Annotated in this window: 24 protein-coding genes; 10 read left to right on the top strand and 14 right to left on the bottom strand. The window is 62.1% G+C overall.

The genetic code is table 11. From position 1 onward, the window contains the following. Nucleotides 1-411: 411 nt before the first annotated feature. The 4 genes from ERE07_RS11170 to def all read right to left on the bottom strand — a co-directional run bounded on the left by ERE07_RS11170 (nt 412) and on the right by def (nt 3,456). Nucleotides 412-891 (bottom strand): hypothetical protein, encoded by a 480-nt coding sequence (locus ERE07_RS11170; protein ID WP_130008893.1) that lies wholly within the window; start codon nt 889-891, stop codon nt 412-414. Beyond that, nucleotides 891-1,799 (bottom strand): hydroxymethylglutaryl-CoA lyase, encoded by a 909-nt coding sequence (locus tag ERE07_RS11165; RefSeq protein ID WP_130008892.1) that lies wholly within the window; start codon nt 1,797-1,799, stop codon nt 891-893. The genes ERE07_RS11170 and ERE07_RS11165 overlap by 1 nt, the downstream gene beginning before the upstream one ends. A 139-nt stretch (nt 1,800-1,938) precedes the next feature. Beyond that, complete coding sequence (gene fmt / locus ERE07_RS11160; RefSeq protein ID WP_130008919.1) at nt 1,939-2,883, bottom strand: methionyl-tRNA formyltransferase; 945 nt, start codon at nt 2,881-2,883, stop codon at nt 1,939-1,941. Nucleotides 2,884-2,943: 60 nt separating this feature from the next. Next, nucleotides 2,944-3,456, bottom strand: coding sequence for a peptide deformylase (gene def, locus ERE07_RS11155; RefSeq protein WP_130008891.1), 513 nt, complete (start codon nt 3,454-3,456; stop codon nt 2,944-2,946). 108 nt (nt 3,457-3,564) lie between these two features. Here def and dprA point away from each other — a divergent pair, with 108 nt between their 5' ends. Further along, nucleotides 3,565-4,839 (top strand): DNA-processing protein DprA, encoded by a 1,275-nt coding sequence (dprA, locus tag ERE07_RS11150; protein WP_130008890.1) that lies wholly within the window; start codon nt 3,565-3,567, stop codon nt 4,837-4,839. A gap of 11 nt (nt 4,840-4,850) precedes the next feature. Here dprA and rimO read toward each other — a convergent pair whose 3' ends face one another. Next, nucleotides 4,851-6,173, bottom strand: coding sequence for a 30S ribosomal protein S12 methylthiotransferase RimO (rimO, locus tag ERE07_RS11145; protein ID WP_130008889.1), 1,323 nt, complete (start codon nt 6,171-6,173; stop codon nt 4,851-4,853). A gap of 113 nt (nt 6,174-6,286) precedes the next feature. Here rimO and rsmB point away from each other — a divergent pair, with 113 nt between their 5' ends. The 4 genes from rsmB to ERE07_RS11125 are packed head-to-tail and all read left to right on the top strand — an operon-like array spanning nt 6,287 to nt 11,418. Next, nucleotides 6,287-7,726 (top strand): 16S rRNA (cytosine(967)-C(5))-methyltransferase RsmB, encoded by a 1,440-nt coding sequence (gene rsmB, locus ERE07_RS11140; protein WP_425330974.1) that lies wholly within the window; start codon nt 6,287-6,289, stop codon nt 7,724-7,726. 44 nt (nt 7,727-7,770) lie between these two features. Beyond that, nucleotides 7,771-8,346: a DUF4390 domain-containing protein gene (locus ERE07_RS11135; RefSeq protein WP_130008888.1), complete on the top strand. Its 576-nt coding sequence runs from the start codon at nt 7,771-7,773 to the stop codon at nt 8,344-8,346. Then, on the top strand, nt 8,298-10,685 hold the full coding sequence (locus ERE07_RS11130) for a sensor histidine kinase (RefSeq protein ID WP_130008887.1): 2,388 nt from the start codon (nt 8,298-8,300) through the stop codon (nt 10,683-10,685). The genes ERE07_RS11135 and ERE07_RS11130 overlap by 49 nt, the downstream gene beginning before the upstream one ends. Nucleotides 10,686-10,695: 10 nt before the next feature. Further along, entirely contained in the window at nt 10,696-11,418 is a 723-nt protein-coding gene (locus ERE07_RS11125) for a response regulator (RefSeq protein ID WP_130008886.1), read from the top strand. 105 nt (nt 11,419-11,523) lie between these two features. Here the strand turns inward: ERE07_RS11125 and ERE07_RS11120 are convergent, their stop codons facing one another. Then, nucleotides 11,524-12,471 (bottom strand): methyltransferase domain-containing protein, encoded by a 948-nt coding sequence (locus tag ERE07_RS11120; protein ID WP_130008885.1) that lies wholly within the window; start codon nt 12,469-12,471, stop codon nt 11,524-11,526. A 92-nt stretch (nt 12,472-12,563) separates the two neighbouring features. Between ERE07_RS11120 and ERE07_RS11115 the strand changes: the two genes are divergently transcribed. The 3 genes from ERE07_RS11115 to ERE07_RS11105 all read left to right on the top strand — a co-directional run bounded on the left by ERE07_RS11115 (nt 12,564) and on the right by ERE07_RS11105 (nt 14,905). Then, nucleotides 12,564-13,265 (top strand): ComFC family protein, encoded by a 702-nt coding sequence (locus tag ERE07_RS11115; protein ID WP_130008884.1) that lies wholly within the window; start codon nt 12,564-12,566, stop codon nt 13,263-13,265. A gap of 18 nt (nt 13,266-13,283) precedes the next feature. Continuing rightward, nucleotides 13,284-13,754: a tRNA (cytidine(34)-2'-O)-methyltransferase gene (locus ERE07_RS11110; protein WP_130008883.1), complete on the top strand. Its 471-nt coding sequence runs from the start codon at nt 13,284-13,286 to the stop codon at nt 13,752-13,754. Between the two features lie 146 nt (nt 13,755-13,900). After that, entirely contained in the window at nt 13,901-14,905 is a 1,005-nt protein-coding gene (locus tag ERE07_RS11105) for a Bug family tripartite tricarboxylate transporter substrate binding protein (RefSeq protein WP_130008882.1), read from the top strand. A gap of 80 nt (nt 14,906-14,985) precedes the next feature. Here the strand turns inward: ERE07_RS11105 and ERE07_RS11100 are convergent, their stop codons facing one another. The 8 genes from ERE07_RS11100 to ERE07_RS11065 all read right to left on the bottom strand — a co-directional run bounded on the left by ERE07_RS11100 (nt 14,986) and on the right by ERE07_RS11065 (nt 21,161). Then, nucleotides 14,986-15,579 carry a peroxidase-related enzyme gene (locus tag ERE07_RS11100; protein ID WP_130008881.1) on the bottom strand — a complete coding sequence of 198 codons (594 nt, stop codon included), beginning with the start codon at nt 15,577-15,579 and terminating at the stop codon, nt 14,986-14,988. Continuing rightward, nucleotides 15,576-16,115: a CMD domain-containing protein gene (locus ERE07_RS11095; RefSeq protein ID WP_130008880.1), complete on the bottom strand. Its 540-nt coding sequence runs from the start codon at nt 16,113-16,115 to the stop codon at nt 15,576-15,578. The genes ERE07_RS11100 and ERE07_RS11095 overlap by 4 nt, the downstream gene beginning before the upstream one ends. Nucleotides 16,116-16,208: 93 nt before the next feature. Beyond that, nucleotides 16,209-17,663: a flavin-containing monooxygenase gene (locus ERE07_RS11090; protein WP_245153638.1), complete on the bottom strand. Its 1,455-nt coding sequence runs from the start codon at nt 17,661-17,663 to the stop codon at nt 16,209-16,211. Beyond that, complete coding sequence (locus tag ERE07_RS11085; protein ID WP_130008916.1) at nt 17,663-18,655, bottom strand: Bug family tripartite tricarboxylate transporter substrate binding protein; 993 nt, start codon at nt 18,653-18,655, stop codon at nt 17,663-17,665. Before ERE07_RS11085 ends, ERE07_RS11090 begins: the two co-directional genes overlap by 1 nt. Before the next feature lie 121 nt (nt 18,656-18,776). Then, nucleotides 18,777-19,895, bottom strand: coding sequence for an NAD(P)H-dependent glycerol-3-phosphate dehydrogenase (locus ERE07_RS11080; RefSeq protein WP_130008879.1), 1,119 nt, complete (start codon nt 19,893-19,895; stop codon nt 18,777-18,779). Between the two features lie 5 nt (nt 19,896-19,900). Beyond that, the gene (secB, locus tag ERE07_RS11075) at nt 19,901-20,422 is read right to left on the bottom strand and encodes a protein-export chaperone SecB (RefSeq protein ID WP_130008878.1); all 522 of its coding nucleotides are present in this window, start codon (nt 20,420-20,422) and stop codon (nt 19,901-19,903) included. Between the two features lie 44 nt (nt 20,423-20,466). Continuing rightward, nucleotides 20,467-20,727 carry a glutaredoxin 3 gene (gene grxC, locus ERE07_RS11070; RefSeq protein WP_130008877.1) on the bottom strand — a complete coding sequence of 87 codons (261 nt, stop codon included), beginning with the start codon at nt 20,725-20,727 and terminating at the stop codon, nt 20,467-20,469. 23 nt (nt 20,728-20,750) lie between these two features. Further along, the gene (locus ERE07_RS11065; RefSeq protein ID WP_245153636.1) at nt 20,751-21,161 is read right to left on the bottom strand and encodes a rhodanese-like domain-containing protein; all 411 of its coding nucleotides are present in this window, start codon (nt 21,159-21,161) and stop codon (nt 20,751-20,753) included. Nucleotides 21,162-21,271: 110 nt separating this feature from the next. Between ERE07_RS11065 and gpmA the strand changes: the two genes are divergently transcribed. Together gpmA and ERE07_RS11055 are read left to right on the top strand one after the other, a co-directional pair. Then, on the top strand, nt 21,272-22,021 hold the full coding sequence (gene gpmA, locus ERE07_RS11060) for a 2,3-diphosphoglycerate-dependent phosphoglycerate mutase (protein ID WP_130008876.1): 750 nt from the start codon (nt 21,272-21,274) through the stop codon (nt 22,019-22,021). Beyond that, a complete protein-coding gene (locus ERE07_RS11055) occupies nt 22,022-23,554 on the top strand; it encodes a murein hydrolase activator EnvC family protein (protein WP_245153635.1) in 1,533 nt (510 codons plus the stop codon). The last annotated feature ends 51 nt before the right edge of the window (nt 23,555-23,605 follow it).

Genomic DNA, 23,605 nt, shown 5'->3' with positions numbered 1-23,605 from the left:
CTGGGCGCTGGCCGGTAACGCACCCTTGGGAATGCCTTTAGGTTCCTTCTTTGGTTCTTGTGCCATGGTTCATCTCCTTGAAGATAATCATAGGACCGAACACAAAATTACGGACACTCTCGTCCCTGCGGGACTCCCCGCGTTTTGCCCCGGATCGGGGCGGCCGCAAAACTCGCACGGTGCACAGTCCACTGGACTGTGCACAAGCGTCGTGCTCGAGCAGTTGCGGCCTTGTCTCCCCGCTCCAGGGCAAAACGCGGCGCCTGCACAAGCTGCCCGGTCAGCCCTGTGCAGCACCGCCGCGCAAGCGTTGGGAATGCTGAGTCACCCAATTGCCAACCGGACTGGCTTGCCGTTTTAAGCGCCCTTCCAGTCGCGAAAGCAACATCGGTGAACCATCACACCCGGCAATCAGCGTCGTCGCCGATAAACCAGCGCAATCCGGGCAAATGCAATCTGCAGTTCTCGCGTTCCCGCCTGAAAAATCACCGGCCGCCCGCGACGCGGAAAGCAAATCAGCCGCTTGGACGCCACCAGCGGAACAAACTTCGCATACTGGAGATCTTGCCACGCGACCTCCCGCTTGCCCAGCCACGATTGTTCAATCCCCTGCTCAGTAATACGCGTCTGCGACACCAGCATATAACGCGCCAGCACAATCAGCCCCGCAAAGCACAGCACGATGCTCCCGCTCACCATCGGGCTCAGATTACGCCCGACAGGGCTGGCGGCCACCTGGCCAATTTTCAGCCCGATCAACACCAGCACAACCACCGCCAGTATCTTGATCCACGTCGGCCAGGCCTTGCCCTGCAGCGGCAGCGGGCCGATGTCCTGGAACAGTTGCGCCTGCTCGGCCGCATCGGGCTGCTGAAGTCCGAGGTCAGGCATTATGCGGCCTTGCGCGCGGCAAGCGCATTCCCGGCGCGGCTAGAGCCCTTGCGCCCCATATGACCCGAGATCCACTGCCCGATGTCCACCACGGCATCCAGATCCACGCCAGTGTCGATGCCCAACCCGTGCATCATGTAAAGCACGTCTTCCGTGGCCACATTGCCTGTGGCGCCCTTGGCGTAAGGGCAGCCGCCCAGCCCCGACACCGAGCTGTGAAAAATGCTGATGCCGACTTCCATGGCTGCCAGAATGTTCGCCAGCGACTGGCCATAGGTATCGTGAAAGTGGCCTGAAACACGGCGGGGATCAACAATTTCCGTGACGGCGCGCATCACCTCGCCCACGCGCCTGGCGGTGCCAGTGCCGATGGTGTCGGCCACATCGATCTCGTCGCAGCCTAGCGCGAGCATGCGGCGCGCAACATCGACCACTGATTCGACCGGCGTTTCGCCCTGATAGGGGCAGGCCAGCGAACAGCTGATGCTGCCGCGCAGGCGCAGGCCAGCCTCTTTTGCCGCCTGGGCAACCGGTTCGAAGCGCGCGATCGATTCCGCAATCGAACAGTTGATGTTTCTTTGCGAAAAGGCTTCGCTCGCCGCGCCGAAAATCACAACTTCATCCACCCCGGCAGCCAGCGCCGCCTCAAAGCCGCGAAGATTGGGCGTCAGCGCGGAATAAATCGTACCCGGACGGCGGGTGATGCCCGCCATGACCTGCGCGCCGTCCGCCATCTGCGGAACCCATTTGGGCGAAACAAAGGAGGCTGCTTCGATATTGGGAAAACCCGCCTCGCTCAGCCTGTCGACCAGTTCTATCTTGATGGCCGTATCGATGAACTCTTTTTCGTTCTGCAGCCCATCGCGGGGGGCGACCTCGACGATTTTTACTTTATCTGGCACAGACATGTCGCTTCCTTATCATGTTTTGTATTCTGATACTGCATTTTATGCCGCCCTTGCCCAGAGGGCATCCACAGCGTGCGTTGCGGCCGGGTGCCGTGCCGCCAAGAGGCCCTCGCCGCCGGAGCGAATCCAGGTGTGCAGCTCAGTGATTCCAGCCGCGCACAAACACATCCACCGTCTGGCGCTTGCCTCCTGACTTTTGCAGCTCCGTAATGCGCAAAATGCCCTCGGCCGTGGCAATGTCTATCCCTTGCGGGCTCGCGTTCAACACACTGCCCGGCGTCGCGCCCGCAGGCGCCGCATCAGGCAGGGCGACGGCCTGCCAGGCCTTGACGGGTTCCGGCAGGCCAGGCAAATGCAGCGTGGAGCCTGGAACAGGGTTAAAGGCCCGCACCCGGCGTGCCAGTGCGTGGGCAGGCTGGGAGAAGTCCAGCGGGGATTCCGCCTTGTTCAGCTTGGCGGCATAAGTAATGCCATCGTCTGGCTGAGGAGTGGCTGTCAGCGTCCCGTCTGTCAGGGCCTGGATTGCCTCGACAATGGCCTGAGCGCCTGCCTCGGCCAGCTCGTCGTGCAGCAGCGCGGCGGTGTGGTGGTCGTTGATCGGCACGCGTCGGGTCAGCAGCATGTCGCCTGTATCCAGGCCAATGTCCATTTGCATGATGGTGATGCCGGTCTCGGTATCGCCCGCCTCGATGGCGCGCTGTATGGGCGCCGCGCCGCGCCAGCGCGGCAGCAGGCTCGCGTGGATGTTGTAACAGCCATGCGCAGGCAGGTCGAGCACCCATTGGGGCAGCAGCAGGCCGTAGGCGGCCACGACCATCAATGCCGGAGCGGCCTGTTCGAGCGCCGCTTTGGCTTCCTGGGCATCGTCGGGGTATTTGCCGTCCAGCCGCAGGCTGCGCGGCTGGCTTACAGGGATCCCTGCCGCCTGGGCGGCCTGTTTGACCGGACTGGGCGTGAGCTTGAGGCCACGCCCGGAGGGTCGGTCTGGCTGCGTCAAGACCAAGGGGACGTCGTGTCCCGCGGCGAGTAAGGCCTGCAGGGCCTGCCGGGCGAAATCGGGCGTGCCAGCAAAGATGATGCGCATAAAAAAAGCTGATTCGTTGGAATCAGCCATGATAGCAAGACCGGGCGCGCAAAGGCTGGATCAGGCGCGCAGGGCCTCGCGTTCCTGCTTGCGCAGGCGGGTTTTGATGCGGCCCTGCTTGAGCTGGGAAAGATATTCGACGAACACCTTGCCCAACAGGTGATCCAGTTCGTGCTGTACACACACCGCCAGCAGGCCGTCTGCGTCGAACTCGAAGGCTTCGCCCTGTTCGTTCAGGGCCTTGACATGAATGCAGGCCGCGCGCTTGACCTCGTCGTAGACGCCAGGCACGGACAGGCAGCCTTCTTCGTACACCTGGGTTTCGTCGCTTTTCCAGGTGATCTCGGGGTTGATGAGTACCAGCAGGTCGTTGCTTTCTTCGGAGACGTCGATGACAACAACGCGCTCGTGCACATCGACCTGCGTGGCGGCCAGCCCTACGCCCGGGGCCGCATACATGGTTTCTGCCATGTCGCGAACCAGTTGACGAATGCGATCGTCAACGACCTGTACCGGCTTGGCGACTTTGTGCAGACGCGCGTCCGGATATTGGAGAATAGGAAGGAGAGCCATTGGGAAAATCCGATAATTCGATCTAAATCAGGCTTATATGATAAATCAAAGCTGACATTTTGACCTCGCCGGGCGTTATTGGTTCCTGATTTCATGTCACACTAGCGCATGCCTGTTTCCCTACCCGAACAAGAGCTGCGCGCCTGGCTGCGCCTGTCGATGGAGCCTGGGCTGTCCCTGTCCGCCGCGCGCAACCTGTTGGCCGCCATTGGCCTTCCTCACGATATCTATGCGACGTCGGGCGCCGCCCTGGCACGCCTCGTGCCTTCGCAAATGGCGGCGCAGCTCAAGCGCGAACCTGAAGACCAAGTCGTACAGGCCATTGACGCTGCCCTGGCATGGCTGGACAGCCCGCGCCATCATCTGCTTACGCTTGCCGACGCGGCCTATCCTCCGGCCCTGCTCGAAACCCATGATCCTCCGCTGCTCTTTTATGCCAATGGCGATCCCGGCCTGCTGAAGCGGCCTGGCCTGGCGGTGGTAGGCGCGCGCAGCGCCACGCCGGCCGGCACAGACAATGCCAGGGCGTTCTCCCGACATCTGGCCAGCCAGGGCTGGTGCATTATCAGCGGATTGGCGCAGGGCATAGACGCTGCCGCGCACGAAGGCGCCATGCAGGCAGGGCCGCAAGGCGGTGGCACGGTCGCAGTATTGGGAACCGGCATTGACATCGTTTTTCCTGCCAGCAATCGTGCGCTGGCCCACCAGATTGCTGAATCCGGCGTGCTGATCACCGAGTTTTCTATGGGTACGCGCGGGCTCAAGCATCATTTTCCCCGGCGCAATCGCGTTGTGGCGGGGCTGTCACGGGGCGTGCTGGTGGTAGAAGCCGCCAGGCAAAGCGGCTCGCTGATCACCGCCCGGCTGGCCAGCGAAGCGGGCCGCGAGGTGTTTGCGATTCCGGGCTCCATACATTCGCCGCTATCGCGCGGCTGCCATGCCCTGATTCGCCAGGGCGCCCGGCTGGTTGAATCCGGGCAGGACATTCTCGAAGAGCTTGGCACGCCCCAGGGTCGCCTGCCGGGCCTCGTCAGCAAAGAAAGCAGGGCCGGACGACAGGGCGACGCTGATGGCGGCACGGTCGGCGCCGGCGCGGCTGTAGAATCCGCCCTCACCGGCGATCGCTCGCCCCGCAGCCACAGGCAGCGCGCTGAGGTCCGCACCACGGATGATGCCGGTGAGGATGCACCCGCCTACATCCCCCAAGGGAATGAATCCGATGTCCTGGCCGCATTGGGTCACGACCCTGTGCATGTGGACACACTGGCGGCGCGTACCGGGCTGGACATCACTGCCCTGAACCGCGCATTGCTTGAGCTCGAAATGGCCGGCGTCGTTGCCCGTCAGGGCGACGGCCGTTACCTGCGGCGGGCCACCGTTTAAACCAGGCCTGTTCAGGCCTGGATCTCGTCGCCGTACAAATCGTATTCGTCCGAATCGGTGACGCGCACCTTGACCATATCGCCAGGCTGCAGGCGCCGGTCGGTGCTGACAAAGACATTGCCATCGATTTCAGGCGCATCCGCGCTGGAGCGGCCAACCGGCCCGTCTTCGTCTATTTCGTCGATCAGTACGTCGATTTCGCGCCCCACCTTGGCCGCCAGCCTGGCGGTGGAAATAGCCTGCTGATGCGCCATGAAACGGTCCCAACGTTCTTGTTTGACTTCATCGGGCACCTGATCGGGCAAATCATTGGCGCGGGCGCCTTCGACGGGTGAATACTGGAAACAGCCCACGCGATCCAGTTGGGCCTCGGTCATCCAATCCAGCAGGTACTGGAACTCTTCTTCGGTTTCGCCGGGAAAGCCCACGATAAAGGTGGAGCGCAGTGTCAGGTCGGGACAGGCCTGACGCCAGGACTTGATGCGCGCCAGCGTACGATCTTCGAAGGCAGGGCGCTTCATGGCCTTGAGAATGCGTGGGCTGGCATGCTGGAAGGGGATGTCCAGATAAGGCAGTATCTTGCCGTCTGCCATCAGGGGAATCACCTCGTCCACATGGGGGTAAGGATAGACGTAATGCAGACGCGTCCAGACGCCAAAGCCAGCCAGCGCGGCGGACAGTTGGGTCATGTGCGTCTTGATCGGGCGGCCGTTCCAGAAGCCGCTGCGGAACTTGACATCAACGCCGTAGGCGCTGGTGTCTTGCGAGATGACCAGCAGTTCCTTGACGCCCGCCTTGACCAGGCGTTCGGCCTCTCCCATGACGTCGCCGATAGGACGGCTGACGAGATTGCCACGCATCGAGGGGATGATACAGAAGCTGCAGCGATGGTTGCAGCCTTCGGAGATTTTCAGGTAAGCGTAGTGGCGCGGAGTGAGCTTGATGCCTTGGGGAGGCACCAGATCGATGTAGGGATCATGCTGGAGATTGGGCGGCGCGGCTTCGTGCACCGCGCGCACCACCTGTTCGTATTGCTGAGGGCCTGTGACGGCCAGGACGGCGGGATGCACGTCCCGGATCAGAGATTCTTCAACCCCCATGCAGCCTGTGACGATGACCTTGCCGTTCTCGGCAATGGCTTCGCCGATGGCGTCCAGGGATTCCGCCTTGGCGCTGTCGATAAAGCCACAGGTATTGACCACCACCACGTCGGCGTTATCGTAGTCGGGCGTGATGGCATAGCCTTCGGTGCGCAGTTGCGTCAGGATGCGCTCGGAATCGACCAGCGCCTTGGGGCATCCCAGGCTGACAAAACCGACTTTTGGGGAACTCATATAAACCTCGTTGAGCCGGCAGGCTCGGTAAAGAAAAGGATTTTAGCGGGTGGCGCGATTCGAATTGATGATAAAGTCCGGTACACAGCGAACAGATGCAGGTTGTAAGAGTTGTGCCAGAAAATCCTAGCAAGCAAGCCCACAGCGAGGCATTGAGCGACATCATGCTGGCCAGCGCGCACAATGTGCGCGCCGTGCTGGCAGGGCGGTCTTTGTCCGACAGCCTGGCAACCACGCCTTCTGCATTACGAGCGCCCGCGCAGGCGGTGGCTTTTCATACCATGCGCCAGCTCGGGCTGGCGCGTGAAATCAAACAAATACTGGTGCGGCGACAGCCGCCCGATGCCTTGGTTGACGCCATGCTTCTGGTGGCCCTGGCCCTGTTGGACACCGCGGCGGAATACGCTGCGGCCGACGGACAGGGCCCCGAGGGCGCTTTGCCGGGCGATGCGCCGCGTGGCAGGCGGCCCGATCGCACCAGCCAGCACAGGGATGATGCTTCCCGCCCCGGCGACCCGCGCCGCTACCAGCCTGTGTATGCCCCCCATACTGTGGTGGACCAGGCCGTCAAGGCGATGGACAGCCAGCGCAGCCTGCGGCCATTCAAAGCGCTGCTGAACGGTACGTTAAGAACCTTTCTGCGCGAAAGACCAAGCATTTTAACGCAGGCGCGGCAAAACCCGGAAGCTTTCTACAACCATCCCGAATGGTGGATCGAGAAGCTGCGCCGCGCCTACCCAGCGCAATGGGAGCAGTTGCTCGAGGCCGCCAACCTTCCCGGGCCTATGATTCTGCGTGTGAATGTCCGGCGCAGCAGCGTTGCGGAGATGCTCCGGGCGCTCGAAGAGGCCGGAATAGACGCCTTTCAGGCCGGTCCCGATGCGCTGGCCCTGGTCGCGCCGCGGCCGGTGCAGGCGATTCCGGGTTTCGAGCAGGGTTGGTGGTCGGTGCAGGATCTGGCTGCCCAGAAGGCGGCGCGGCTGCTGCCGTTGCAGCCGGGCATGCGCGTATTGGACGCCTGCGCTGCGCCTGGCGGCAAAACTGCCCATATACTGGAGCGTGTCGACGTTGAGTTGACGGCCCTGGACGCGGACGCGCAGCGGCTGGAGCGCGTGCGGCAGAACCTGCAGCGGCTTGGGCTGGATGGGCCGTCGGTTCAGATGGTGTGCGCCGATGCCGCTGATCTGTCGGCGTGGTGGGATGGCCAAGCTTATGACGCGGTGCTGGCCGATGTACCCTGCACGGCGTCGGGTGTGCTGCGCCGTCATCCGGATATCCGCTGGTTGCGGCGGGAACGGGATATCCCGCGCACCGCGGCCCTGCAAGGCCGCATTGTCGATGCGCTGTGGCAGACTGTCAGGCCTGGAGGCCATCTGCTGTACGCAACCTGTTCCATTTTTCCGCAAGAAGGCGAGCTGCAGGCTGTACAGTTCGCAAAGCGCCATGCCGACGCCAGCCGGCTTGACGCACCCGGCCAGATGCTGCCTTTGCCGGACGGAGAGAAGGTAACGCAGGATGGTTTTTTCTATGCCTTGTTTGCCAAGAAAGCGTGAGTCGTCAAAAATAGCGCTTTGGCTGTTTGTCTGTCGGTGGGTTGATGCTGCGATTTTTGCTCCCTGTGCTGCTGTCTGTCTTTCTGGTGGCCCACGCGGACACGGATGCGCCCGTGGCGGGCGAGCAAGTGACGCGGGTCGAGCCGGTCGTGCGCGATGGCAAGCTGTACATCGACGCGGATATCGATCTGAACGTCACCGGCGATCTGCGTAATGTGGCCCAGAAAGGCGTGCCTATCTATTTCACTGCTGATCTCGAAATTGTCTCCAAGCGCTGGTGGTGGTTTGACAAGAAAGTCGTGGACGAAGAGCTTACCTGGCGCATTGTCTACAACGCCCTGACGCGCCAGTGGCGCGCTGGCACGGGCGACCTCTCCATGCCGGAATCATCCCTCGAAGACGCGCTCTCCCTGGTGCGCAATATTCGGGGCTGGGCGGTTGCCGACATCGATCAGCTCGATCTGGATCAACAATACGTGGGCCGCCTGCGGTTGCGGCTCGATACTTCTATGCTGGCCCGGCCGTTTCGGGTCGACGCCTATAACAGCAGTGCCTGGTCTCTTGCGACCCCATGGAAAAACTTCACCTTTTCGATCTCCGTCGACGCGCCCCGGCACTAGTTCGCTGGAGCTTGCGGGTGGCGCTTGTTGTCGCGGCCTGTAGCGCGCTGGCCCTGCTCGTGTTGCTGGGCTGGTCCACGGCCAACGCATCACGCTATGCCCAGCAGTACGACACATTGCTGGTGCTCAATGGCGTGCTTGCCGTGGCACTGGTGTCGTGGGTGGTGGTGCTTGCCGTCAGGCTGGCCAATCAAGTGCGCAGGCGCCAGTTCGGCGCGCGCATCACTGCCCGCTTTGCCCTGTATTTTGCGCTCATCGGTGTAGTGCCTGGCGCGCTCATCTATGTGCTGTCCGTGCAGTTCATGTCGCGGTCCATCGAGTCCTGGTTCAACGTCCGGGTAGACAGCGCGCTCGAGGCTGGGCTCAATCTGGGCCGCGCTGCGCTGGACTCCCAGCTCGAATCCCTCAACGGCCGCGCCAAGGACATGGCGGCGCGCCTGGGGAACTCAAGCGATTCCGATATGGCGCTGGCCATCACCCGCCTGCGCGAAACCAGCGATGTATCCGAAGCCATGGTGTTTACCGGCAATGGGCGCCTGGTCGCGTTTTCATCATCGGCCTATGGCCAGTTGCTGCCTGACCTGCCGCCTGTCAGCGTCATGAACCAGCTGCGCGTGTCGCGCTCTTACTCGGCGGCCGAGGCAGATGATCTGGCAGAGCAGCCCGACACCAGGGGCATCGCCGGAACCGGACTGCATCTGCGCGTGGTGGTGCCGGTCGCCACGCCGGACAGACTGGCGTCGTCGTTCGGCGTGTCGTCCGACAGCCGCTGGCTGCAGGTGATCGAGGCTGTGCCTGAACAGATCGCCCGCAATGCCAATCAAGTGCAGCAGGGCTTTCGCGACTACCAGGAGCTGGCCTTGTCGCGACTGGGCCTGCGCAAGCTCTACGGCATTACGCTGACGCTGGCCTTGATTCTGGCGGTGTTTGCCGCCATGGTTGTCGCGCTGGCGGTGTCGCGCCGCCTGGTGCGGCCGCTGTTGACGCTTGCGGCAGGAACACAGGCGGTAGGGGTGGGCGATTACCGGCCGCTGCCGGAGCCGCCCGAAAAAGACGAGGTTGGCCAGCTTACGCGTTCATTCAATGCCATGACGCGTCAACTGGACGAAGCACGCCACATGGTCGAGAACAATCGTCAGCAGCTCGAGCGTTCCAACGTATATCTGGAGTCTGTGCTCAGCCATATGTCCTCGGGCGTGCTGGTTTTTGACGAAGGCTTTCGGGTTACGATGTTCAACCATGGGGCGCAGGACATCCTGCGCGTCGACTTGCGGTCGATCAAGGGCAGCCCGCTCGAAACCGTAGACGGCGCCTTCGAACTTGCGCATTTGATACGCCAGGCGTTTGCCGCGCATGCCGCAGTGGGCTCCGAGCGCCTGTACTGGCAGCAGCAATTCGAGCTGGCGCTGGAGGCGGCAACGGACAACGAAACAAAAAAACACGTCGTTACCCTGCTTGCACGCGGCACGCATTTGAGCGTTGATGGGCGCGGCAATGGTTATCTGGTCGTGTTCGACGATATCAGCGAAGTGATCTCCGCCAATCGTACTGTCGCGTGGGGCGAAGTCGCGCGACGGCTGGCGCACGAGATCAAGAATCCGCTGACACCCATACAGCTGTCCGCCGAGCGCCTGGCCATGAAGCTGGACGGACGGCTCAGCGAAGACGATGCGGCCATGGTCACGCGCTCGACAAATACCATCGTCAATCAGGTGTCCTCGCTCAAGAAAATGGTGGATGACTTCCGCGAATATGCGCGTACGCCGCCGGCCCAGATGCAGCCTATCGATATCAACGCCCTGGTGGGTGATGTGCTGTCGCTGTATGGATGGGATCCGTCAGGCGAGGGTGGGCGGGTGCATGTGCCCGCGCCAGGCATGGAGGTTAGCTTCGATGCCGACCTGCCGCAGATAGAGGGCGATCCCACCCAACTGCGCCAGATCATCCACAATCTGTTGGCCAATGCGCGTGACGCCGCGACACAAGAGCAGCCGATGTCAGAGGCCAGGATTTTTGTTCAGACCCGCTTGACACATACGCCCAGCGAAGGCCGGGCCGACCAGCCTGCCGTGCGTTTGACCGTGTCCGACAATGGCCCGGGCTTTGCGCCGCAAGTGATTACCCGGGTGTTTGAGCCGTATGTCACGACAAAGACGGGCGGTACAGGGCTAGGACTTGCTATAGTTAAAAAAATCGTGGAAGAACACGGCGGCAGGATCGATGTATCCAATCGCCGTGAGGGTGGGGCACGTATATCCATTCTCCTGACTCGGCTGGCCGATACGCGGCCTGCGCTGGACGGCAGCGTGCAACGATACGATAATTCAGAAAATAAATAGGTGATGCCATATGGCCAGAATTCTGGTTGTTGACGACGAAATAGGTATTCGTGAACTTTTGTCCGAGATTCTTTACGACGAAGGCCACACGGTCGAACTCGCCGAGAATGCCGCGCAGGCAAGGGCCGCGCGCCTGCGCGCGCGCCCCGATCTCGTCCTGCTCGATATCTGGATGCCGGACACCGATGGCGTAAGCCTGCTCAAGGAATGGAGCTCGCAAGGCCTGCTCGATATGCCTGTCATCATGATGAGCGGGCATGCCACGGTGGATACCGCGGTTGAAGCCACACGCATCGGTGCGGTGGATTTTCTCGAAAAGCCCATTACCCTGCAGAAGCTGCTCAAGACAATCGCGGCGGGCCTGGCCAGGCCAGTCGTCACGCCTGCCGCCGTGGCTGCTGCGCGTATGGAGCAAGCCGATTCGTTGATATCCGGGCAATCGCAGGCGGTACGCGCGCAGCCGCTCACGACATCGGCCATGGAGGATGTTGCTGCCGAAGCCATGCAGCCCGCCAACAATTCGCTGTTGGGCAGTATCTCGCTCGATCAGCCGCTGCGCGACGCGCGTGATGAATTCGAGCGTATCTACTTCGAATATCATCTGGGCCGCGAAAACCACAGCATGACGCGGGTGTCCGAAAAAACCGGGCTCGAGCGCACGCACCTGTATCGCAAGCTCAAGCAGCTAGGGATAGATTCCTCGCGCCGCAAGCAGTCCTCCAGTAATTCATAGCGGCCCTTTTCGGCTTGCACTGCTTCACCGGCATGCGCGCAACACGCATGCCATGCTTCTGATGGTGCATGTTCGCAGCCAGCGTCAATCGTCAATGCCGCAGCGCTAATCCTCGCCAGGCTTGTTGCGGGGTACGACGCGCGGCCCTGATGCGCCGCTTCGCCCTATGGCGCCCACCGAAATGCGCGTTTCGCCCGAAGGCAAGCGCCGAGAGGCGGTGCGCCACGCATGCCCATAAGCAACTTCCATGGTCAGATGTATCGTGCCGTCGATATGGCGTTGTGCCGACAGCGCGTCGAGCAAGCGCTGGCGCCATGCGCGGCCCGACAGACCGGGTTTGCGATCCAGGCTGGGATTGCCGCCCAGCGCGCGCAAGTCTTCGAGCAGCTTCTCGGGCGTGCGGTAGGTCAGCGTGATGAGCTCCTGATCCATGACGGGGTCCGCGAATCCGTGGACGAGCAGCAGGTCACCGAAATCATGCATATCCACGAACGCCGGGGTTGCGGTGTTCAGGCCTGCATCGGTAATGGCCTGGCGCACTTCCTTGAGCGAACCGGGACCCAGGCAGGAAAACATGGCCAACGCGCCTGGCTTGAGAATGCGGCGCCATTCGGCCAGGGCATGATGTGGTTCGGGATGCCAGTGCAACGCCATATTGGACCAGACCAGCTCGATGCTTTCGGGTGGCAGGCTCGATTCAGCCAGATCGGCCAGGGAAAACTGGACAGGCCGCATTGGCTTGTTGCGCAACCGTTGCCACAGGCCAGGTTTGGTCAGATAGCGGTCGCGCGCGACGTCGAGCAAGGCGGCGCAGCTGTCCTGGCCGGTGTAGTCGATGGCGGGATAGCGCGCGCGCAAAGGCTCCAGCGCATGGCCTGCGCCACAGCCAGCGTCCAGGACGGTGCCGGGTGTCATGCGGATGACACTCAGGCGCTGGAGCATGCGCTGGGCAATTTCTCCGTAGAAAAACTGGGCGGCATCGAGCGGGCTGCGGCGAGCGAACTGCTGGCTGACATGTCCGGTGGCAATGCGCAGGGAAGGCGGCTGTGACATAAGAGGACGCGAGGACTGGCGGCTGGCGGGCAATCGTGCTGAGATGACCAGAGCCCGTAAAACTGTCTTGTCCAATCGGAAAAAATACCATTATGGCTTATCTGTCACGACTGCGCGAATTGGTGCCCACCGCCTGCCCGCTGTGTGAGTGCGCATCACGTGGCGGCGATTTGTGCATGGCGTGCGATCAGAGCGTCATGCGCACACTACGTGCCAGCGGGCCGCGCTGTCCGGTGTGCCAGCTTGCGCTTGCGCAAGACGGTCGCTGCGCGGACTGCCGTGCGCGAGCCCCCGCGTTTGACCGGGTCGTCATCGCCTTCGACTACACAGAACCAGGTGATTTTCTGGTGCATCGGCTGAAATCCGGGTACCGCTTTGTGCTTGCGCCCATGCTGGCGCGTCTGTTGGCGCGCGCCGCCCGCCAGGCAAAGCTGCCGGACAATACAATGCTGGCGCCCGTGCCTGCGCGCCGTGCGGGGATTCTGCAGCGCGGCTTCAATCCGGCAGCTGAAATTGCGCGCCATTTGGCGCGGCAACTGAACCTGCCCTGCCAGCCAGCGCTGTTGCGCCGCGTACATGAGGGCAGACGGCAGGCGGGGCTGCCGCGCGCTGAGCGCATGCGCAATGCGCATTCGCTGTACGATTGTGCCCGGCATGTTGATGGCCTGCACATTGGTGTGGTCGATGATGTGCTGACGACAGGCAGCACGCTGCACAGCATCGCGACGGTACTCAAGGGCGCCGGCGCTGCGTCGGTGTGCGGGCTGGTGCTGGCGCGCACGCCACACGGCTGAACTAACCTATGGATTCCTATGTTTCACATCATTCTGGTAGAGCCTGAAATCCCGCCCAATACTGGCAATGTCATACGACTGGCCGCCAACACGGGTGCGTATTTGCACCTTGTCCGCCCGCTCGGTTTTGTACTTGACGACAAGAAGCTCAAGCGTGCCGGGCTCGATTACCACGAATGGGCGCGCATGCGCGTACACGACAGCCTGGAGATCGCCCTGGAGGCGATCGGCGGCGATCCAGCGCGCCGCTTTGCACTGACCACCAAGGGGCATCAACAACTGGGCGCAACCCCTTTGCGGCCCGGGGACATATTTGTGTTTGGTCGGGAAACCGCGGGCCTGTCCGCAGCGCAGATGGCCTTGTTCGGGCCATCGCAGCGGTTGCGGCTGCCCATGATGCCCGAGCAGCGTAGCCTCAATCTGTCCAATGCAGTCGCGGTGACCGTATTCGAAGCCTGGCGCCAGGCGGGTTACGCTGGCGCAGTCTGATCGTTTTCTTATAGATAGATACGGAACATAAAAATAATTTACATATATGTTTTTTATATAAATAATGCTGTTCCGGCTTATCGTCATTTTCTGCGGTTCCTGCTAAGGTAGATCCTCCTCTTCTTGATCCGAATCAGGTGTTCAGCATGGCTCTCTCCTCCTTATCTCATCGTTCTGTGTTTCGCGCTACGCAATCCCTGGCCGCCGGGCTGGCCCTGCTAACGGCCTGTGCCGGCAGTCTGGCCGCCGAATGGCCGGATCGTCCCATCACCATGCTGATGGGGTTTTCGGCAGGCTCAGGCGTCGACGTCATCGCACGAAGCATCCAGGAACCATTGCAGCAGGCGCTGGGCGCTACCGTGGTCATCGACTATCGCGCGGGGGCGGGCGGCAACCTTGCTTCCGCCGCGGTGTCGCGCGCCCAGCCTGATGGCTACACCATTTTGTTGGGCACGGCTGCAACCCACGGCATCAATCCCGCCATTTACAAAGAGCTGCCTTTCGACGTCGAAAAGGACTTCACCCCGATCGCGCCTTTGGTCGATGTCTCGAATGTGCTCACCATCAACCCCGACGTCATCGACGTCAACACGGTCGAAGAGTTCATTGCCGAGGTCCAGGCCAACCCCAACAAATACTATTTTGCCTCTACCGGCATTGGTACGGGCACACAATTGGCTTTTGAAGAGTTCAACGCCAAGGCCAAGCTCAAGATGGTGCATGTGCCCTACAAGGGCGGGCCCGAGGCCTTGCAGTCCGTGGTCAAGGGGGAAACCTGCTGCATTTTCAATCAGGTGCAAACAGTGTTGGGGCAATACAAGGCCGGCAAGGTACGGTTGCTGGGCGTGTCCACAGCCAAGCGTATCGATGTCATCAAAGAGGTGCCCACTATCGCCGAAAAGGCCATTCCTGGCTTCGACAGCTACATCTGGTTCGGTTTGTTCGGGCCCAAAGGCATGGATCCGGCGCTGGTCGAAAAAATCAACGCCGCAGCGTCCCGTGCCGTGGAGAACCCCGAGGTCATCAAACGCCTGAGCGCTACGGGCAACACCATACACGTCAGTTCACCAGAGGAATTCACTCAACTGGTCCACGAAAACCGCGTCAAATGGGCGCAGGTTGTCGAGGCGGCAGGGCTCACTCCCCAATAAGCCAACCGCAGACACGCAGCGCGCGAGCCTGGATATTCACCAGGCTTGCCTGCGTTTGCCGCATCGTCACGCGGCCCGACTCAGCCTTCTTGTTTTGCAAGCTCGGGCTCACCCAGGTTCAGCATCAGTCGGTTTGCCCAGGCAAAAATGGAACCCGCGTGCAGCAAGTCGAGAATTTCATTGTCCGGCAGGCCAACATCCTTCAACGCCTGTATATCTGCCGGGCCGATATCCTGCGGGGCTTCGGTCAGGCGTATCGAGAACTTCACGATCGCCTGTTCGCGCGCGTTGGTGCCGGCCGTGTGCGGGTCATCGAACACCTGCACCACGGTGTCATGGCGCTTGGCCAGCTGTTCGAAACGCTGTGCGTGCACCGAGGCGCAATACACGCAGCCGTTGATGCGTGACACCACCAGAGAACTGAGCTCGCGGTCCGCGCGGGCCAGACCCCCCGGCGCATACATGATGGCGTTGAAGGCTTCGGAGCGCTGGCGCAGGATGGCGGGCTGATGCACCAGAAAAAGATAGTAGTCCTGAACCCTGGCCTTGGGATGGCTCATGCCCAGCACTTCCTGCTGTTCGGGCGTGGCGGTGTCAGGATCCACAACGTCCAGCCACGCCTTCCAGTCCAGTGTTTCGTTGGTAAAGCCGTTGTTTTTGATGACTGTGCTCATGCTGCCTCCGATGCTTTCATGGCCGACAGGCCCGCGACCACTCTGATCTGGTACGAGAGATAGGCCACCAGTTGGGCCAGGGTGACGATATCGGGGGTGGACAGGCCCGCGGTATGCAAGGCTTGCAGCGCAGCCTTGTCACCCTCAATGGGGCGGGTGATCAGGGTCTCAGTGAAGACCAGCATGGCTTTCAGGGGCGAGTCCGGCAGGGTTGCGATGTCGCCGGCTTCAACGGCTGCCAGGGCGGCGGTATCGACGCTGCTGGCTTGCAGCGCCGCGCGATAGTGCTGTGTGAGCGTTGCGGCGTGCGACAGGCGACAGGCATGCAAAGCGATCAGCAGGCGCTCACCCAGCGGCAGTTGGTGGCCCTCGGGTGCAAAGAACAGCGCATGACTGGCCTGCGTCGCGTCGACGACTTTCTGACGGGCGTGGCGCGTGGCATAGAGCGCATCGTCGGGGGTGAGCCCCACGACCATGTCTATGACGTCATCGGCCGGCGTATGGGCGGTGGCGGGTGATACTGCGGGGTGTTCCATCTTTGGGCTCCATGTTGATCCAGCGCTGTGCGTGAGGTGGGTCGGCTGGCGCGCGGATGTGCCAGCCATGTCCGGCAAGGGGGTAGCGCTGCCTTAATCGGCGGGTGTCCATTCATCGCCAAACACTTCGGGTTCGGCATAAGCCTGCAGATCCGCGAACTGAGTTGCGACGGTTTCAGTCAGCAGCAGGCTGGCGATGCCTCGCGAGAGGCGGCCGGCACCGTCGCTGATGGCGGGAATATCGCCTGAGACCTGGCCATGCGTCAATGTGGCGGGGTAGCAGAAACAATGCACCCGGGACAGCCCGGGCAGTGCGCCCGGGGATTTTTCCTGAAACTCGAAGGCCGGGCCGAGGTCGGGCGAATCTCGCAATTCGCGATCGTCCCCGCCTTCTTCGGGCTGGAAACGATCGGACCATACCCGTAGATGCGGCGCGATCATGGCATATTCCGGCCTGCTGTTCCAATCGATACAGAAGCCCGTGGACAGTACCAGAAAATCCAGCTCAAAGGTTTTGCGAGGCGTGGCGACCTGCAGCGTGTTTCCGGCTTCGGTCACCGACAGCACAGGCGAGCCCAGATGAAAGCGGGCCTGAGGGTGCCGGGAGACGCGCAGCACACTGCCGCGCGGCGGGGGAACCTGCTGGACGTTGATATAGTGCCGTATGCGCCATTTCCATTCGTCAGGCAAGCCGGCGAAACCGTGCACATAGCCGGGATGGCCGGCGCCCTTGTTTTTGTTGATGCTGGGCATCTCGGGGCGCCGGATAAGCAAGTCTACGCTGGCAGCGCCGTTTTCCAGCGCGGTGGCAGCGCTGTCCATGGCCGATGCGCCAGCCCCGACAACACCAACACGCAGCCCACGCAGCGAGGCATAGTCCGTGTCGTCCGACGAGTGCGCCCAGTGCTTGCGGCTGACGCCCTGGATAAAGTCGGGAACGGTGGCGCCGCCCAGGCCGTCCCGGCCTGTAGCCAAGACGACCCGGCGCGCGTAGGCCGTTCGGGCGCCGTCGGGTGTCTGGATGTCTAGCTGTACATAATCGGGATGCGGAACGATATTGCATACGTCGTGCTGGTTGCGCAGATCCACCTTCATGACTCGGCGGTACCAGCGCAGATAGTCCATCCACTGCAGGCGTGGAATCTTGTCCAGCGCATCCCAGGCCTGCTGGCCGAACTGAGCTTCGAACCAGGCGCGAAAAGTCAGCGCCGGCAGGCCCAGCGCCGGGCCCGTGAGATGCTTGGGGGAGCGCAGGGTTTCCATGCGCGCAGTCGTGGCCCAGGGGCCTTCGAAGCCCGCAGGCGCTGCGTCGAAAATCGGTGCGCAAATACCCAGGTGCTTGAGGGCGGTGGCGGCCGCCATGCCGGCCATGCCGCCACCTATGATGGCGACATCCAGCAAAGGTTGGCCATGAATGTCCGCAGCGGGCACCCAGGGCTGCGCAGGCAGCGCCAGCCACGCCAGATCCTGAGCGAGGCGCTGCTCCAGGGCCTGCAGGCCTTCTCTGCCTGTCGAGTGCTCAGCCTTGTGCATAGGTGTACCAGCCATCAGTCCAGAGAGAGTCCAAGACGATCGATCAATTCTTCCCAACGCGCCGTTTCGTTGATGATGAGGTCGGTCAAGGCTTGAGGGGAGGAAGGCGCGGGCGTAAAGTACAGCGCAGCCATTTGCTTGCGTATGTCGTCGCGTTGCAGGATTTTTCCGACGGTGGCGTTCAGCCGCGCGACGATATCCTCCGGTGTGCCGGCCGGCACAAACAGCGCATCCCAGGAAATGGATTCGAAGCCAGGATAGCCCTGCGAAGCCATCGTCGGGATGCCGGGCAGCACATCGCTGGGCTCGAGGCTGGTAATGGCCAATGCGCGCGCTTTGCCGGCAGCCACCTGGGGCATGGCGATGCCAGGCACCATGAAGCCGGCCTGTACATCGTTGTTGATGATGGCCATGATGACCTGCGGGAAGCCGGGGTAGGGAATCTGTTCCAGCTTGATATCCGCCTGGTGCTCCAGCATGGCCATGCCCAGGTGCGACGAACTGCCCGGGCCGACCGTGCCGTAGTTCAGCGCGCCGGGGCTGGATTTGGCCGCGTCGACAAAGTCTTTGACGGACTTGACTCGAGACTTCTCCGGCACCACAAGCACGTTGGGGCTGGTGCCTACCAGGCTGATGGGCGCGAGATCCTTGAGCGGATCGTAGCCCAGTGTTTTCTTGTAGAGTGCCGGCGCCGTCACCATGGGGCCGTTGATGGTCAGCAGCAAGGTGTAGCCATCAGGCTTGGCGCGACTGGCGTACCGCGTGCCGATATTGCCGCCCGCGCCAGATTTGTTTTCCACGACGACAGGCTGGCCCAGATCTGCCGACAGTGGCTCTGCAATGGCGCGCGCCAGCGTATCCGGCGACGATCCGGGTGGAAAGGGCACAATCATCTGTATTGGCTTCTCTGGCCATGCGGCCTGTGCCGACATCGACAGGGCGAGTGCGCCAGCACCCATCAGCAAAGCGAGCGTCCGGCTCAATCGGCGGCCTGCAAAAACATTCATTGTCATGAGTATTCCTTGTTCAATCGCATTCTTGTTCCGCTGAGCGGGGAAAGGCATGGGATGCTGAAAGGGCGGGCGCCCAAGCGTGCATGAAAACCATGCCGGCCGGCGCGGCGGCGCGTCAGGTCGGCGCTTCGGGCCGGGCTTCCCGGGCCAGCAGCGACGACACCGCCTTGCGGGGCGACAGCCCTTCGAACAGCACCTGGCATACCGCCTGGGTAATGGGCAGTTCTACCCCCATGTGTTGGCCGAGGGCCAGCGCCGCTCTGGCGCAGCGCGCGCCTTCGGCGGTGATGCCGCCAGCCAGCGCCTGCTCCAGGGTTTTGCCTTCGCCGATGGCGACGCCCACCTGCCGGTTGCGAGAAAGCGGCCCCGTGGCCGTGAGCACGAGATCGCCCAGGCCTGTCAGGCCGGCAAAGGTTTCTGCCTGACCGCCCAGCGCCAGGCCCAGCCGCTGCATTTCGGCCAGCCCGCGTGTGATCAGCGCGGCGCGCGCATTGGTGCCCAGTCCAAGGCCATCGCCGATGCCACAGGCTATGGCCATGATGTTCTTGAGCGCGCCGCCGACTTCAACGCCGACAATATCCGTGCTGGTGTATATCCGGGCGAGGCGGCCGTGCATGATGTCGACCACGCGCTGCGCCGTAGGGGAGCTGGTGGTGGCGATAGTCAGTGCGACAGGCAGCCCTTGCGCGACTTCGCGGGCGAACGAAGGGCCGGACAACACACCCAGCCCCACGCCGGGCAACGCGGCAAACGCGGACGCGGCGATCTGGTGGGGAAGTTGGCCTGTTTCGTGATGAAAACCCTTGCAGGTCCAGACCACGCTCAAGCCCTGATGTGGCCGGTTGACCAGCCGTTCCGCAAGCTGCCTGCAGATCTCGGCGAGGCCCGCAACCGGAACGCCAAGAATAATGAGGTTGTTCCCGGCGACCTGTGTGTTGGCGGCCTGGGGCCCGGCCGTATTGGCAGGGACGATTGGCGCGCGCGATTCGTTCGGCAGCCCGGATGGCGCGACATGGCTGATGGCTTCATCCAGGTTTGCCGTCGCCCGCAGCGCATCGGGCAGCGCGACATCCGGCAGATACCGCTGGTTGACATGATGCGCATTAATGGCGCGCACGATGTCGGCGTTGCGGGCCCAGAGCAGTGTGCTCGCCCTGGCGGTTGCCAGCGCGGCCAGGGCCGTGCCCCAGCTCCCTGCGCCTAGAACGGCGACACGCGGCGCCACTGCGTTCATCGCAATTACTGGCGGGTTGTGCCAGGAGGCACGTACAGACCCGATTCCTTCTCGTCTTTTTGCTCCTCGGCGGCCTGTGCCAGCCGCTGCTCGTACAGCCCCTGGAAGTTGACTTCGGTCAGGTGCAATGCGGGCAGCGACGTGCGGTTGATGGCATCAGCGACGTTGGCTCGCAGATAGGGGTAGAGCATGGTCGGGCACACAATGCCGAGCAGTGGATCGAGCTGTTCAGCAGGGATGTTGGCGGCTTCGAAAATGCCTGCCTGCGTTGCTTCGACCAGATACAGGACTTTATCCTGGATACGCGTGGTGACAGTGGCTGTCACGGTGGCTTCGTAGACGGTTTCGGCCAGGCGCTGGCCGCCGACATTGATGGAAACCTCGACCGTGGGGCCTTCCTGTTCGAGGAAGATCTGTGGCGCGTTCGGCATTTCCAGGGACAGGTCCTTGATGTAGGTGCGCTGCAGGCTGAAGCTTGGCGCGTTTTGCTGTTGTTCCTGGGCGTTGGTCTTTTGTTCGTCGGCCATGTCGGTTCCGTTAGGTAAGGTTCAGTGTGGGAAGTTCAGTATTGTTATTCGGCCTGCAGCAGGGGCATGAGGCCGTCTGCGCGGTCCAGCGCAGCCAGTTCATCGTAACCGCCCACGTGGGTGTCGCCAATATAGATCTGCGGTACGGTGCGCCGCCCTGTGCGTTCCATCATGATGGCGCGTTGGGCGGGATCGAGATCAATGCGGATTTTGTCGATGTCGGCGACACCGCGCTGCTTGAGCAGCATTTCAGCGCGTACGCAGAAGGGGCAGACGCCCGTGGAGTACATGGTGACCTTGGCCATGATATGGTCCTTGATAAAACAATTCAGTGTTTGCGGGACAGCGGCATGCCTGCCTGCAGCCAGCTGCGCAGGCCTCCTTCGAGGCCCACCGCCTGGTCATAACCCTGTTTGCGCAGTGATCCGACAATACGTGTGGATTCGCGGCCTTGATCGCAAACAACGATAATGGGCTTGTCCTTGGGCAAAGAACCCAGTTTAGCTTGAATATCGGCGGCTGGCAGGCTGCGTGCCTGGGGAACCGTGCCCGCCTTGAACGCTTCCGGGCCGCGCACGTCGACAAAGACCCCTTGTTTTTGGTTGGCCAGCAGGACGGCCTCGCTGACGCTTACGGTTTTGGCGCCGCCCTTGAGAATAGTGGGCAGGAGCAGCATGATGCCGGAAGCAACGGCCGTGAATAAAATGATGAGGTTGGTCTGGTCAAGAAAAAAGTCCACGATGTGTCCTGTTATGGCCGGCGGGCGGCCTGTTCATGGCCCTGAATACAGGGCAGAATCCGGGGATTATAAAATGGTCCGCGATTTTCAACTTTTAGGCGTTAGCAATCATGTATAAACTCGTCCTGATGCGCCACGGCGAAAGCCAGTGGAATCTCGAAAACCGTTTTACCGGCTGGAAGGATGTCGATCTTACCGACACCGGACGGAAACAGGCCTGGCAGGCTGGCGAGCTGCTCCGGGACAACGGCTTTCAGTTTGATCTGGCATTCTCTTCTGTGCTCAAGCGCGCGATTCGCACGCTCTGGATCGCCCTGGATGCCATGGATGCCATGCATACGCCCGTGGGTCTGAGCTGGCGCCTGAACGAGCGTCATTATGGCGCCTTGCAAGGCTTGAACAAAGCGGAAACCGCCGCCAAGTTCGGTGAAGAGCAGGTGCTGGTGTGGCGCCGCGCCTATGCCATCGCCCCCGAACCCATGAGCCAGGATGATCCCCGTCACCCTCGTTTTGACCCGCGCTACAGCAAGGTTCCGGCCGACCAGCTTCCCTCTACCGAATGCCTGAAAGACACGGTGGATCGTGTGCTGCCATTCTGGAACGATTCCATTGCGCCCGCCATCCGGTCTGGGCGCCGGGTTCTGGTCGCCGCCCATGGCAACAGCTTGCGCGCGCTGGTCAAGCATCTGGACAATATTTCGGATGACGATATCGCCCAGTTGAATATCCCCACGGGGCAGCCGCTGGTCTACGAGCTCGATGACCAATTGAAACCGCTACGCCATTACTATCTGGGCGATCCGGCCGAGATCGAGGCCGCCATGACCGCCGTGGCCAACCAGGGCAAGGCCCGTACTTAAATGATGTTGACGCAGCGCGCGATAGCCTCCATGGTTCTGGCCCTCTGTAGTGGTGGGCTGGCATGGGGGGCGGACGCTCCGCTTGCGCAGCAGCAGGCCAGCGCGCGCAAGCAGCAGGCCGAGCTGCGCGATCGCATCGCGGCGCTGCAAAAAGAAATCGACAACCAGGAGTCCGCGCGCCGTGATGCGGCGAACGAACTCAAGGCGTCCGAGTCCGCCATTTCCGATATCAATCGGCGGCTTGCCGAACTGGATGCGCGCCGCAAGCAACTTGAAGCCGAACTCGCTGGCCTGAACGTCAAGATAAGCGCGCAAAAAGGTCGTCTGGCCGAACGTCAGGGCGAACTGGGCGACCAATTGCGCGCGCAGTACGCCGGCGGGCTGTCGCCCTGGACGGCGCTGTTGTCGGGCGATGATCCTCAGGTGATAGGCCGCAATCTCAGCTATCTGGGTTACATCACGCAGTCGCAGGCCCAGGCGATACGCGCCGTGCGGCAGGCGCTCGACGAGCTGGCCGTGCTGCAGAATCAGGCGCAAGCTGGCAAGCAGGCGCTCGAAAAGGTTGCAGACCAAACGACGAGCGAAAAACAGGCGCTCGAAAAGCAGAAGGCGGAACGTCAGCGCGTACTGGCCCGTATCGAACAGGCGCTCAAGACGCAGCGGAGCCAGGCGGCAGCGCTGTCGCGCAACGATGAGCGGCTCGGTGAGCTCATTACGGGGCTTGAGGCCGAAATCAAGCGCCAGGAAGAAATCCGCAAGGCAGAAGAGGCCCGCCGTCGCGCCGAGGCCGCCCGCAAGGCCGAAGAAGCCCGAAAAGCCGCGCTGGAGCGTCGGCAGGCGCTGGAACGCGAGCGTGAACGCGCCCGCGAAGCTGAACTCGCCGCGCAACGCGCTCAAGAGCAGGCCGAACGGCAACAAAAGGCTCAGGAAGCGGCGCGGGCTCGTGAGCAGGTGGAGCGGGCACGCCAGCAGGCCCGGGAGGCCGAGCAGGCCCAACAGGCCGAGGCGGCACGGCAGGCCGAAGCCCAGCGGCGCGAGGAGGCTACCCGGATCCGGGGCTCGGTCGAGGGGATCCGACCGCCCGGGACTGCGCCGGCAGGCGAGGCGGCGCCAAGCGCGCAGCCGGCGGTGCCGGCGGGCGGCTTCCAGGGCCTGGGCAAGCATCTGACCTACCCAGTCAAGGGTCAAATACAGGGCAAATTTGGTGCGCAACGGCCGGAAGGCGGGCTGTGGCGTGGAATTGTGCTGCGCGCGTCAGAAGGCACGCCGGTGCGCGTGGTGGCGGCGGGCCGTGTCGTATATGCCAATTGGTTGGCGGGTTTTGGCAACATCATGATCGTGGATCATGGCGACCAGTATCTTACCGTGTATGCTTACAACCAGAGCCTGTTAAAACAGGTAGGAGATATCGTCAAGGCAGGCGACACGGTCGCCGCGGTGGGGGCAACAGGGGGCCAGGTTGAGCCGGGTCTTTATTTTGAAATCCGGCATAAGGGAACCCCCGTAAACCCGCTGCTTTGGCTGTCGCGTTAATTTCGGTACTATTTGTTTGACACGATTGATTGACGGTGCGAACAATATTTT

The organism is Allopusillimonas ginsengisoli (genome assembly GCF_004153455.1).
GTDB classification, from domain to species: Bacteria; Pseudomonadota; Gammaproteobacteria; order Burkholderiales; family Burkholderiaceae_B; genus Allopusillimonas; species Allopusillimonas ginsengisoli.
This window is presented reverse-complemented; position numbering and strand designations above follow the sequence as displayed.

Excerpts from the sequence above, each read along its gene's own strand:
- ERE07_RS11110 (WP_130008883.1), top strand. The coding sequence starts at position 13,284 with ATGTTTCACATCATTCTGGTAGAGCCTGAAATCCCGCCCAATACTGGC.
- ERE07_RS11125 (WP_130008886.1), top strand. The coding sequence starts at position 10,696 with ATGGCCAGAATTCTGGTTGTTGACGACGAAATAGGTATTCGTGAACTT.
- secB (WP_130008878.1), bottom strand. The coding sequence starts at position 20,422 with ATGGCCGACGAACAAAAGACCAACGCCCAGGAACAACAGCAAAACGCG.
- ERE07_RS11135 (WP_130008888.1), top strand. The coding sequence starts at position 7,771 with ATGCTGCGATTTTTGCTCCCTGTGCTGCTGTCTGTCTTTCTGGTGGCC.
- fmt (WP_130008919.1), bottom strand. The coding sequence starts at position 2,883 with ATGCGCATCATCTTTGCTGGCACGCCCGATTTCGCCCGGCAGGCCCTG.
- ERE07_RS11105 (WP_130008882.1), top strand. The coding sequence starts at position 13,901 with ATGGCTCTCTCCTCCTTATCTCATCGTTCTGTGTTTCGCGCTACGCAA.
- ERE07_RS11090 (WP_245153638.1), bottom strand. The coding sequence starts at position 17,663 with ATGGCTGGTACACCTATGCACAAGGCTGAGCACTCGACAGGCAGAGAA.
- ERE07_RS11130 (WP_130008887.1), top strand. The coding sequence starts at position 8,298 with ATGGAAAAACTTCACCTTTTCGATCTCCGTCGACGCGCCCCGGCACTA.
- gpmA (WP_130008876.1), top strand. The coding sequence starts at position 21,272 with ATGTATAAACTCGTCCTGATGCGCCACGGCGAAAGCCAGTGGAATCTC.
- ERE07_RS11055 (WP_245153635.1), top strand. The coding sequence starts at position 22,022 with ATGATGTTGACGCAGCGCGCGATAGCCTCCATGGTTCTGGCCCTCTGT.
- ERE07_RS11170 (WP_130008893.1), bottom strand. The coding sequence starts at position 891 with ATGCCTGACCTCGGACTTCAGCAGCCCGATGCGGCCGAGCAGGCGCAA.
- ERE07_RS11115 (WP_130008884.1), top strand. The coding sequence starts at position 12,564 with ATGGCTTATCTGTCACGACTGCGCGAATTGGTGCCCACCGCCTGCCCG.
- def (WP_130008891.1), bottom strand. The coding sequence starts at position 3,456 with ATGGCTCTCCTTCCTATTCTCCAATATCCGGACGCGCGTCTGCACAAA.
- rimO (WP_130008889.1), bottom strand. The coding sequence starts at position 6,173 with ATGAGTTCCCCAAAAGTCGGTTTTGTCAGCCTGGGATGCCCCAAGGCG.
- ERE07_RS11095 (WP_130008880.1), bottom strand. The coding sequence starts at position 16,115 with ATGGAACACCCCGCAGTATCACCCGCCACCGCCCATACGCCGGCCGAT.
- ERE07_RS11100 (WP_130008881.1), bottom strand. The coding sequence starts at position 15,579 with ATGAGCACAGTCATCAAAAACAACGGCTTTACCAACGAAACACTGGAC.
- ERE07_RS11085 (WP_130008916.1), bottom strand. The coding sequence starts at position 18,655 with ATGAATGTTTTTGCAGGCCGCCGATTGAGCCGGACGCTCGCTTTGCTG.
- ERE07_RS11120 (WP_130008885.1), bottom strand. The coding sequence starts at position 12,471 with ATGTCACAGCCGCCTTCCCTGCGCATTGCCACCGGACATGTCAGCCAG.
- ERE07_RS11165 (WP_130008892.1), bottom strand. The coding sequence starts at position 1,799 with ATGTCTGTGCCAGATAAAGTAAAAATCGTCGAGGTCGCCCCCCGCGAT.
- ERE07_RS11080 (WP_130008879.1), bottom strand. The coding sequence starts at position 19,895 with ATGAACGCAGTGGCGCCGCGTGTCGCCGTTCTAGGCGCAGGGAGCTGG.
- grxC (WP_130008877.1), bottom strand. The coding sequence starts at position 20,727 with ATGGCCAAGGTCACCATGTACTCCACGGGCGTCTGCCCCTTCTGCGTA.
- dprA (WP_130008890.1), top strand. The coding sequence starts at position 3,565 with ATGCCTGTTTCCCTACCCGAACAAGAGCTGCGCGCCTGGCTGCGCCTG.